Origin of the sequence: Bacillus sp. 7884-1 (assembly GCF_002272245.1) — a bacterium.
GTDB lineage: Bacteria > Bacillota > Bacilli > Bacillales > Cytobacillaceae > Neobacillus.
Genome location: NZ_NPDD01000097.1, coordinates 1 through 11,331, shown reverse-complemented (window position 1 = coordinate 11,331; position 11,331 = coordinate 1). Strand labels below are relative to the sequence as shown.

Sequence of the window (11,331 nt, the reverse complement as noted above, 5' to 3'; positions counted from 1 at the left end):
GCGGGAGTACGGAGCAGGGGAGACCCCGCAGGCGCTTCAGCTAGACAGGCTTCCCGAAACGCCCGCGGAAAGCGAAGCGCCTCGGTACAGGCAGAGACCGCCTGTACCTGCGGTGATTATTCGAAGAAGCATTCCTTGGTGGAGCGCAAATTAACAGACAGGTTAACACAGCCGATAAAATAAGAACATATTTTCCTTTTTTAGAGTTTGGCTCTATAATAAAGATAAGAGTTTTAAATGAAAGAGGTGACAAAAATGTCTTTTATTCACCTTCATGTATATAGTGCATACAGCTTATTAACCAGCACAGCCTCGGTTCATGAATTGATTGCTAACGCAAAGAAAAAAGGATTCCGCGCTATCGCATTAACCGATAGGAATGTTATGTATGGAACCATTAAATTTTATAAACTTTGCATAAAAAATAATATACAGCCGATTATTGGGCTGACTGTAGATGTAGAAAGTGAAATAGAGAAAGAAGTATCATATCCGCTAGTCTTACTTGCTGAAAATGAAAAGGGATTTAAGAACCTATTAAAAATATCTAGTGCGGTACAAACAAAAGCGACAAACGGTATCCCTTTTAAATGGTTAAAGCATTACGCGGAAGGTCTTATAGCCATTTCGCCAGGAATAGAAGGAGAGATAGAACAAAATCTTTTAAATGATCAGCAAGGACAGGCAATTGAAATCATAAAAAAACTTCAGTCCATCTTTGGAAGAGAGTCATTTTACCTTGCTGTTCAAAATCATCAATTAGAGCAGGAAGTTATTGTAACAAAGAAGATTCAAAGTATTGCCGAAGAACTAACTATTCCATTAGTCGCAACGAATAGGGTTCATTACCTTGAACAAGATGATATGTTCGCACATGAATGTTTACTAGCGATAAAAAACGGTGACAAACTTCAGGATGAGCATAGAGAAAGATTGGAAAGTAATCAATTTTACCTAAAAACTGCACAGGAAATGGTAGAAATATTTTCTGATATACCTGAGGTGTTAGAAAATAGTATTAGTATTGCTAAAAGATGCATGGTAAACATTGAATTGAACAAAACCTATTTACCTGAATACCCAACTGCCGATGGACAACCTGCAGAGAAATACTTAGAAATGCTCTGCCAAAAAGGGTTAAAGGAGCGCTTTGTTGCTCCTACTCAGGAACACTTTGAGCGTTTGTCTTATGAATTATCAGTCATTAACGCCATGAAATTTAGCAACTACTTTTTAATTGTTTGGGACTTTATGAGATATGCACGTGAGAATGGCATTTTGACAGGTCCAGGCAGGGGGTCTGCTGCAGGATCACTGGTTGCGTATGTATTGTATATAACCGATGTCGACCCACTGTCCCATCAATTATTATTTGAGCGATTCTTAAATCCAGAGCGAATATCAATGCCTGATATTGATATTGATTTTCCTGACCACCGCCGCGATGAAGTAATAGAATACGTTGCAAAGAAATATGGCGAATTACACGTAGCCCAAATTGTAACCTTTGGAACGCTTGCCGCCAAGGCAGCAATACGAGATGTTGGCAGGGCCTTTGGTTTAAATACGAAGGAATTAGAACAGTTGTCAAGACGTATCCCCTCTCGTCTAGGAATCAATCTTGAAGATGCCTATAAAGAATCGCAGCACCTTAGAGCCTTTGTTGATGAAAGCCCAGTAAATCGTAAGCTATATGAAACAGCTTTAAAGATAGAGGGATTACCACGACACACTTCTACACATGCCGCAGGAGTGATTATTAGTGAGAAGCAGTTGATTGAGTTAATTCCAATTCAACAAGGGCATAACCAGGTTTACTTAACTCAGTACTCTATGGAGCATCTTGAAGAAATAGGATTACTGAAAATGGATTTTCTGGGATTAAGAAATTTAACCTTACTCGAATCAATCGTATCTTCTATTCAAAAGAAAACGGGAAGAAAAGTAGATATTAAGACCCTCCCATTAAATGATGAAATAACGTTCGAACTGTTAGCTAGGGGAGAGACAACAGGTATTTTTCAGCTGGAATCAGAGGGAATGAGGAAGGTACTATTGAGTTTAAAACCTTCAAGGTTTGAGGATATTGTTGCAGTTAATGCACTGTATCGGCCAGGACCAATGGAAAATATCCCTCTATTTATTGAACGGAAACATGGAAGTCAGGCAGTGGAATACCCTCATAAAGATTTGGAACCTATACTGGAAAATACATATGGAGTCATTGTGTATCAGGAACAAATCATGCAAATTGCTTCGAAAATGGCTGGTTTTTCACTCGGTGAAGCGGATTTACTGCGGAGAGCGGTAGGGAAGAAGCAAAAGGAAGTGTTGGACAGGGAGCGAAACCATTTTGTCCAAGGTGCTTTAAAGAAGGGGTATGAACGAGAACTTGCAAATAATATTTATGATTTAATTGTTCGATTTGCAAATTATGGCTTTAATCGAAGCCATGCAGTTGCTTACAGTATGATTGCGTATCAGCTTGCCTATTTAAAAGCGAATTATCCCCTTTATTTTATGGCTGGACTTCTCACATCAGCTATTGGGAATGAAACAAAAATAGCCCAATATATCTTGGAATCAAAACAAAAGGAAATTGATATACTGCCTCCTTCTATCAATTACAGCGGATTTTCCTTTCAGGTAGAGAAGACTGGTATAAGGTACAGCCTTGCAGCCATTAAAAGTGTTGGAGCAGCAGCATTAAGAGAAATTTTTCAAGCAAGGAAAAGTAAAAAGTTTGAGGATTTATTCGATTTTTGCACAAGGGTTTCTTCGAAAGCAATCAATCGAAAAACGCTTGAGGTTCTCGTTCATTCTGGAAGCTTCGATGAATTTAACGAAGACCGTGCAGTCTTGCTTGCAAGTTTGGATGTTGCGCTAGAGCATGCTCAAATATTTAAGGTTGATGAATCAAGCCAAGTGGAGTTATTTCTAGAGGAATTTCAACTTAAGCCAAAATACGTCCAAGTTGATGCTATTAGACTAGAGGATAAGCTGTCTTTTGAAAAAGAAGCACTTGGTTTCTACCTTTCGGACCATCCAATATCCATTTTTGAAAAAAGACTAAAACAAGCTGGAGCATTTGTATTGTTTGAGTTAACTGCGGAACATAAACGGGCAGCTGCTGGTGTATATATTGTATCTCTAAGAAAAATTCGGACAAAAAAAGGGGATTCAATGGCCTTTTTGAATGTAAGTGATTCGAGTGGTGAAATGGAATCAGTCGCCTTTCCAGTTGTCTACAAAAAATACTCGCACCTGCTGGACCATGGGAAATTTGTTGTGATGGAAGGGAAAGCGGAAGAGCGGGATGGTAAGCTTCAATTTATTATCCAGCAAGTATCTGAAATTGAATCTTGGTTAAACACAAAAACGAAGCAGGAATCTATTTTATATCTAAAAATAGTAGAGGGAAAACAAGACGAACATTCGTTAAATCAATTAAAACAATTATTTAAGGGCAATACTGGAAAAACAAAAGTTGTTTTACACTATGAGACAAGCAAAAAAACCATCAGGCTGGGGAATGAATTCATGATTGAACCCAGCAGTACACTATTAAAATCATTGAGCGAATTTTTAGGAAATAATAATGTTGTTTTGAAAGAATAATTCTTTACAACTCTTAAAGATGTGATATAGTGGTAATGAAATGGGTGTGGTCTGACCACTAAATACAGACTAGCTATTATTATAATTATCGATTTCTTTTTGTACTAATTTAAGGGGTGACATATCTTGACATTACGGGAAGAAGCATTACACATGCATCGAATTAACAAAGGAAAGCTTGAGTCGAAATCAAAAGTACCTGTAAGAAATGCGAAGGATTTAAGTTTAGCGTATTCGCCTGGGGTTGCCGAACCATGTAAAGACATCTATGAGAAACCAGAAACGGTTTACGAATACACCATGAAAGGCAATATGGTTGCTGTCGTTACAGATGGCACAGCAGTTCTGGGGCTCGGAAATATTGGACCAGAAGCTGCACTTCCAGTTATGGAAGGTAAAGCAGTATTATTCAAAAGCTTTGCTGGCGTTGATGCCTTCCCAATCTGCCTAAACACAACGGATGTCGAAAAAATAATTGAAACTGTTAAGTTGCTTGAACCGACATTTGGCGGCGTGAATCTTGAAGATATCGCCGCGCCAAATTGCTTTGTCATTGAAGAAAGATTGAAAAAAGAAGCGAATATCCCTGTTTTCCATGATGATCAACATGGGACTGCTATTGTTACGGCTGCGGGTCTTGTCAATGCATTAAAGTTGATTGGCAAGAAAATAACTGAAATTAAAGTGGTTGCTAATGGGGCTGGAGCGGCTGGAATTGCCATTATTAAATTATTATACAGCTATGGTGTAAGAGATATTATTATGTGTGATACAAAGGGTGCCATTTACGAAGGCCGCCCGGAAGGAATGAATAACGTCAAGGCAGAGGTAGCTAAATTCACAAATCGTGATAATCTTACTGGAAGTCTTGAGGAAGTAATAAAAGGTGCCGATGTATTTATTGGCGTATCTGTTGAAGGTGCTTTGACTAAAGAAATGGTTGCTTCCATGAATAAAGATTCTGTCATCTTCGCAATGGCTAACCCGAATCCAGAAATCATGCCGGATGTGGCAAAAGAAGCTGGAGCAAGAGTGGTCGGAACTGGCAGATCAGATTTTCCAAATCAAGTTAATAATGTACTAGCCTTCCCAGGGATTTTCCGTGGCGCCCTAGACGTTCGTGCAACACATATTAATGAAAAAATGAAGGTGGCAGCTGTTGAGGCAATTGCCAGTTTAATAAGCGAATCGGAGCTATCTGAGGATTATGTCATCCCTGCACCTTTTGATCCAAGAGTTGCACCAGCAGTTGCTGCGGCAGTTGCCAAAGCTGCAATGGAAACGGGTGTTGCTCGGATTAAGGTTGACCCTGAAGATGTGAAAGAAAAAACAATGAGGCTCGCTATTATCGGTAAAAGTGAGTGATAAGTAAGTGACGAATAATAAAGTTTACTTAGAAATTGTTAAACAGCTACGAGAAATGATTTCAGCAGATAATTTGAAATCTGGAGATAAAATACCATCTGAACGGGAATTGTCTGAGCGCCTGAATGTCGGGCGCTCTTCCGTTCGGGAAGCATTAAGAGCGTTAGAACTGCTCGGGTTAATTGAAACCAGACGCGGGGAAGGGACGTTCATTAGAGACTTTCGTGGAAATCAGCTGGTACAGCTGCTCGGAACCTTTATTCTTCAAGATGAAAAAGCAAAATTAGATGTGATAGAAACAAAGAACCTCATAGAAATGGATTTTCTTCGTTTGGTTTTGAATAGAGCGGATGAAAACAAGTTATTTACCTTGAAAAGCTTGGTTGAAGATGATCAAATAAACGATGATCAATTCTTTAATCAGCTTGTTGAAATGGCTGATAACTATCTGTTTTCCAGAATCTGGCTAATACTAAAGGATTATTATAATTCTTTGAATTTAAGAAAAGTAGAGTATAATAAGAACAGCTATTTCATGTTAATAGAAGCTCTGATTGAAAAAGATGAAAAAAAGACATTTGTTGCTTATCGGCAATTAAGAAATTTGTCTATTTTAACCGACAAATACTAACAGAATTTGAATTATTTATCCTTTATAGTGATAGACAAGCAATCAAGCCCTATTTGAAATGGGCATTTTTAATTTTTAAGTGGTCTGACCAGATTGTATGGGATAGGTTTGAATTGTCATTATTTAAGGAAAGACTTCTATATAAGATGATAAAAAACTTGCCGTTTGGCTTGATTTTTTTCCAACGAGGGAGGTTTGGGCAAATTGCTTAAAGAACTTTTTACAAAAAATACTACTAAAAAGAAAAAGTATGCAACGATTCCTACCGAGGCTGCGAAAAGTGATGTACCTGAAGGCATTATGACGAAATGCCCTTCATGTAAAACCATTATGTATACGAAAGAGCTTAATAAGAATTTAAAAATTTGTTTACATTGTGGGTTTCACTTTGCTATGAATGCCAAAGAGCGTATCGTCAGCTTTTTAGATGAGGGCAGCTTTGAAGAGATAAATGAAAACATGGTTTCTGAAAACCCGTTGAACTTCCCAGATTACCTTGAAAAGGTAGAAAAGGACCGTCAAAAGACAACGATTAATGAGGCCGTTGTAACCGGCTGTGGAAGCGTTAATGGAAATAAGATTGCCTTAGCTATTATGGATTCTACATTTAGAATGGGAAGCATGGGGTCCGTTGTAGGGGAAAAGATAACCCGTGCGATTGAAAAAGCGGATGAAATGTCAATACCGTTTATTATTTTCACAGCATCTGGTGGTGCCAGAATGCAAGAAGGAGTCCTAAGCTTAATGCAGATGGCTAAAACCAGTGTTGCATTAAAACGATTTAGTGATAATGGCGGGTTAATTATTTCGATTATGACCCACCCAACAACGGGTGGTGTTTCAGCAAGCTTCGCATCTCTAGGTGATTATAACTTTGCAGAGCCAGGTGCATTAATCGGTTTTGCCGGACGCAGAGTAATTGAACAATCAATTCGTGAGGAACTGCCTGAAGATTTTCAAACAGCAGAGTTTCTATTGAAGCATGGTCAGCTTGATGCGATTATTTCTCGCCTTGATTTAATAAATAAAATCACAAACTTACTTGAAATTCATCAACCCGGGGGTGAGCTCGAATGGTAGGAGAATTAGAATTTGAACGCCCGGTCGTGCAATTAAGAAATAAAATTGCCGAACTGAAAGAGTTTACAAAAAGTGCAGATGTTGATTTATCTTCCGAAATTGAAAAATTAGAATTGCGTCTTGAAAAACTTGAAAAAGATATTTATGACAATATCAAGCCATGGGATCGTGTTCAAATTGCTAGACACCCAAATAGGCCGACTACATTAGATTATATTGCTCACCTTTTTGAAGGTTTCTTTGAATGTCATGGAGACAGAGCATTTGGTGACGATGAGGCTATTGTAGCCGGGGTTGCTAAGTTTAGAGGGCTTCCAGTTACAGTCATTGGACATCAAAGAGGAAAAGATACAAAAGAAAATATTCGCAGGAACTTTGGAATGCCCCACCCTGAAGGCTATAGAAAAGCACTTCGCTTAATGAAACAGGCGGATAAATTTAATCGCCCGATTATTTGCTTTATTGATACAAAGGGTGCTTATCCAGGTAAAGCTGCAGAAGAACGGGGACAAAGTGAAGCCATTGCTCGTAACCTATTTGAAATGGCAGGTCTTAAGGTACCAGTTATATGCATCGTTATCGGTGAAGGAGGAAGTGGTGGTGCCCTTGCACTAGGAGTTGGGAATCGCATGTATATGCTTGAAAACTCAACTTATTCCGTAATATCACCTGAAGGTGCTGCTGCGATTTTATGGAAGGATTCTTCTCTTGCCAAAAAGGCAGCAGAGTCCATGAAAATAACAGCTCCAGATTTAAAGGAACTTGGAATCATTGATGATATCATCCCGGAAATCAAGGGTGGTGCACATAAGGATATCAAGGGGCAGGCAGAAGCGATTGACTTGTTCTTAAAGAAATCTCTCAAGGAACTTTTAGAACTCTCAAAAGAGGAGCTTGTTGCTGATCGTTATAATCGATTTAGAACGATTGGTGAATTCTCATTCTTAAAGGATTATATTAGTATCTAAAACGTGCTTTCGGAGCACGTTTTTGTTTTTTGGATTTTTTTGCCAGTTCACACTTATGTCAAAAAATAGCCAATTTGTGTAAAAGGCAGCGTTTCCATTTTGTGGTTAAGCGTTTCCAGTTAACATACTATTCCGTCTATTAAATTTACCAATGTGATTGAGTTGTTATAGGTGTCTCTTTAGTGGTATTTTATAAATATTCCCTGCGTTTATGTAAATAATAAATGCAGTACACGTATACTGGAACTTACATTAAAATATACATACGATTTTAAAAATCACATGAGGTGGTATATATGAAAAAAATTGGCGTTCTAACGAGTGGTGGAGACTCACCAGGAATGAATCCTGCAATAAGGGCTGTTGTTCGAAAAGCGATTTATCATAACGTAGAGGTTTATGGGATTTATGGTGGATATACTGGATTAATTTCAGGCAATATTAAAAAACTCGAGCTTGGGTCTGTTGGTGATATTATTCACCGTGGAGGTACCATGCTGCATACTGCACGGTGCCCAGAATTTAAAACACCAGAGGGACAGCAAAAAGGGATTGATCAGTTAAAAGCACATGGAATTGAAGGGCTTGTTGTCATTGGTGGCGATGGTTCATATCGAGGTGCTAAAGCTTTGACGCAGCAAGGATATCCATGTGTCGGTGTACCTGGTACGATTGATAATGATATTCCAGGAACCGAACTAACAATTGGTTTTGATACAGCATTAAATACTGTTATTGATGCTCTGGATAAAATTCGTGATACCGCTACCTCACATGAAAGAACTTTTGTGATTGAAGTAATGGGGAGGGACGCAGGTGATTTAGCATTGTATGCTGGATTAGCTGGTGGCGCAGAAACTATTCTTATTCCTGAAGAAGACTTTGATATGGATGAAGTAGCTGACCGACTTCGTAAAGGACAGGAACGTGGGAAAAAGCATAGCATTATTATTGTTGCTGAAGGAGTTTGCAACGGGAATGATTTTGCTAAGCAGCTTAAAGAAGCAACCAACTTTGATACAAGAGTATCTGTACTTGGGCATATTCAACGCGGTGGTTCGCCAACTGCAGCCGACAGGGTACTCGCAAGCCGTTTAGGTGCAAGAGCAGTAGAATTATTAATTGAAGGTAAAGGTGGACGTGCTGTAGGGATGGAAAGTAATCGTGTTGTGGATTACGATATCGTTGAAGCATTAGAAAGAAAGCACGCACTGGATCTAGACCTTGTTAAACTTTCAAAAGAATTATCTATCTAACCAGTACTAGTTGAAATATAGGAGGAAACAAAGATGTTACGTAAAACAAAAATCGTATGTACGATTGGTCCTGCAAGTGAAAGTGTAGAAAAATTAACTCAATTAATAGAAGCTGGAATGAATGTTGCCCGCTTGAATTTTTCCCATGGTGACTTTGAAGAGCATGGCCAGCGAATCCAAAATATCCGTGAAGCCTCTAAATTAACAGGTAAAACTGTTGCTATTCTACTTGATACAAAAGGACCCGAAATCCGCACGAATAATATGGTAAATGGAACAATTGAACTTAAATCAGGGGATAATATTATTATTTCGATGACTGAAGTAGAAGGTACCACAGAAAAGTTTTCAATTACATACCCTGGATTAATTGATGATGTTCATGTGGGCTCAAAAATATTATTAGATGACGGTCTAATTGGACTAGAAGTCCTTCATATTGATAAGGAACAAAATGAAATTCAGACAAAAATTCTTAACAGTGGAACTTTAAAGAATAAAAAAGGTGTCAACGTTCCAGGCGTATCGGTAAAGCTTCCAGGTATTACAGAAAAAGATACAAGTGATATTATTTTTGGAATTGAACAAGGTGTTGATTTTATTGCTGCTTCCTTTGTACGCCGTGCAAGCGACGTGTTGGAAATTCGCCAGCTGTTAGAAGAAAAGCAGGCAACTCATATCCATATTATTCCTAAGATTGAAAACCAAGAAGGCGTCGATAATATTGATGAAATCCTTGAGGTTTCTGATGGTTTAATGGTCGCTCGTGGAGATCTTGGTGTAGAAATCCCAGCGGAGGAAGTACCACTTGTACAAAAAATGCTAATTAAGAAATGTAATACACAAGGTAAACCTGTTATTACAGCTACACAAATGCTTGATTCTATGCAGCGTAATCCACGTCCGACACGTGCAGAAGCAAGTGATGTTGCCAATGCGATATTTGATGGTACGGATGCAATTATGCTATCCGGTGAGACAGCGGCTGGTGTGTACCCTGTTGAAGCGGTACAAACTATGCACAATATTGCTTCAAGAGCTGAACAAGCTTTAGATCACAAAGAAATTTTATCTGCCCGCAGTAAAAATTCGGAACACAATCTTACGGATGCCATTGGTCAATCTGTTGCTCATACAGCATTAAATCTTGATGTAAATGCAATTATTACACCAACTGAAAGTGGTCATACTGCAAGAATGATATCAAAATACCGTACGAAGGCACCAATTGTGGCTGTTACAGCAAACGAGCAGGTTTTCCGTCGTTTATCACTTGTTTGGGGTGTTTATCCTCAGCTAGGAAGAATCTGCAGTTCTACTGACGAAATGCTTGATAGTGCAGTTGAAGAAAGTGTGAATAGCGGTATCGTCAAACATGGTGATTTAGTTGTCATAACAGCTGGGGTTCCAGTTGGTGAAGCTGGTACAACGAACCTAATGAAGATTCATGTTGTTGGGGATATCATTACTAGAGCGCAAGGAATCGGCCGCAAATCTGCTTTTGGTAAAGTAGTAATTGCACATGATGCGAAAGAAGCTATTGAAAAAGTAAAGCCAGGTTCTATTTTAATCACAATAGGCTCAGATCGTGATATGATGCCGGCAATTGAAAAGTGTGCTGCCTTGATCACACAGGAAGGCGGGTTAACCAGCCATGCTGCGGTTGTGGGGCTAAACCTTGGAATTCCTGTTATTGTGGGTGTTGAAAACGCAATAGAGCTGTTTAGAGATGGTCAAGAAATCACAGTTGACGCAACAAGAGGTGTCATTTATAACGGGCATGCCAGCGTCCTTTAAAAACTGAGAAAGAAGGGGTTTTCCCTTCTTTTTTCTTTATTTCGGCATGATTTCATGTATTCGTTATATAATGAAAACAAGCTGGTTTGAAGGAGACTCGGAAAAATGCGCTATTTAGCATTATTAATTATTGTAATACCCGCAATAGATATTGGAGTCCTGTTGTTATCAGGTAAAACGATTGGATTTTTACCAACGATTGCTTTTATTATTTTGACAGGTGTCGTCGGAGCTTATTTGGCAAAGAGAGAAGGACTGCAGACGATCAAAAGAGTACAAGAGCAGCTTTCGTATGGTCAAATTCCTGGTGAATCTCTTCTAGATGGCATTTGTATATTAATTGGAGCTACGCTGCTTTTAACACCTGGGTTTATTACCGATTTATTCGGATTTTTATTATTGTTTCCTCCGTCTAGGAAGCCTTTTAAATTTCTTATGATTAAAGCACTGCGGAAGAGAATCGAAAAAGGAAATATAAAAATTATTAAATAAAAACGTCAACTTCCACGTGGGAGTTGACGTTTTTTCTATTGGCTGTGTAAAAGCAAAATATTGATATTGGCATGCTGTTGATTTGTGCGGAAGGCGCGAGACTCCTCGAAAATGCTATCGCATT

General features: G+C 38.7%; 9 protein-coding genes. All 9 read left to right on the top strand.

Annotated features, from left to right (window positions below; all coding sequences use genetic code 11):
* Positions 1 to 183, top strand: a 183-nt coding sequence (locus tag CHI06_RS30205; protein ID WP_218833096.1) for a hypothetical protein, incomplete at its 5' end; no start/stop codon positions are given.
* A 72-nt stretch (positions 184 to 255) separates the two neighbouring features.
* Positions 256 to 3,618 carry a DNA polymerase III subunit alpha gene (dnaE, locus tag CHI06_RS12600; RefSeq protein ID WP_095248904.1) on the top strand — a complete coding sequence of 1,121 codons (3,363 nt, stop codon included), beginning with the start codon at positions 256 to 258 and terminating at the stop codon, positions 3,616 to 3,618.
* A 126-nt stretch (positions 3,619 to 3,744) separates the two neighbouring features.
* Entirely contained in the window at positions 3,745 to 4,983 is a 1,239-nt protein-coding gene (locus CHI06_RS12595; RefSeq protein WP_095248903.1) for an NAD(P)-dependent malic enzyme, read from the top strand.
* A gap of 55 nt (positions 4,984 to 5,038) precedes the next feature.
* Entirely contained in the window at positions 5,039 to 5,614 is a 576-nt protein-coding gene (locus tag CHI06_RS12590) for a FadR/GntR family transcriptional regulator (RefSeq protein ID WP_095248905.1), read from the top strand.
* A 204-nt stretch (positions 5,615 to 5,818) separates the two neighbouring features.
* On the top strand, positions 5,819 to 6,694 hold the full coding sequence (accD, locus tag CHI06_RS12585) for an acetyl-CoA carboxylase, carboxyltransferase subunit beta (RefSeq protein WP_095248902.1): 876 nt from the start codon (positions 5,819 to 5,821) through the stop codon (positions 6,692 to 6,694).
* Entirely contained in the window at positions 6,688 to 7,662 is a 975-nt protein-coding gene (accA, locus tag CHI06_RS12580; protein WP_095248901.1) for an acetyl-CoA carboxylase carboxyl transferase subunit alpha, read from the top strand. Before accD ends, accA begins: the two co-directional genes overlap by 7 nt.
* A 296-nt stretch (positions 7,663 to 7,958) precedes the next feature.
* Complete coding sequence (gene pfkA / locus CHI06_RS12575) at positions 7,959 to 8,918, top strand: 6-phosphofructokinase (protein WP_095248900.1); 960 nt, start codon at positions 7,959 to 7,961, stop codon at positions 8,916 to 8,918.
* A gap of 33 nt (positions 8,919 to 8,951) precedes the next feature.
* Complete coding sequence (gene pyk / locus CHI06_RS12570; RefSeq protein ID WP_095248899.1) at positions 8,952 to 10,715, top strand: pyruvate kinase; 1,764 nt, start codon at positions 8,952 to 8,954, stop codon at positions 10,713 to 10,715.
* Between the two features lie 105 nt (positions 10,716 to 10,820).
* Positions 10,821 to 11,207 (top strand): FxsA family protein, encoded by a 387-nt coding sequence (locus CHI06_RS12565; protein WP_095248898.1) that lies wholly within the window; start codon positions 10,821 to 10,823, stop codon positions 11,205 to 11,207.
* Positions 11,208 to 11,331 lie beyond the last annotated feature (124 nt).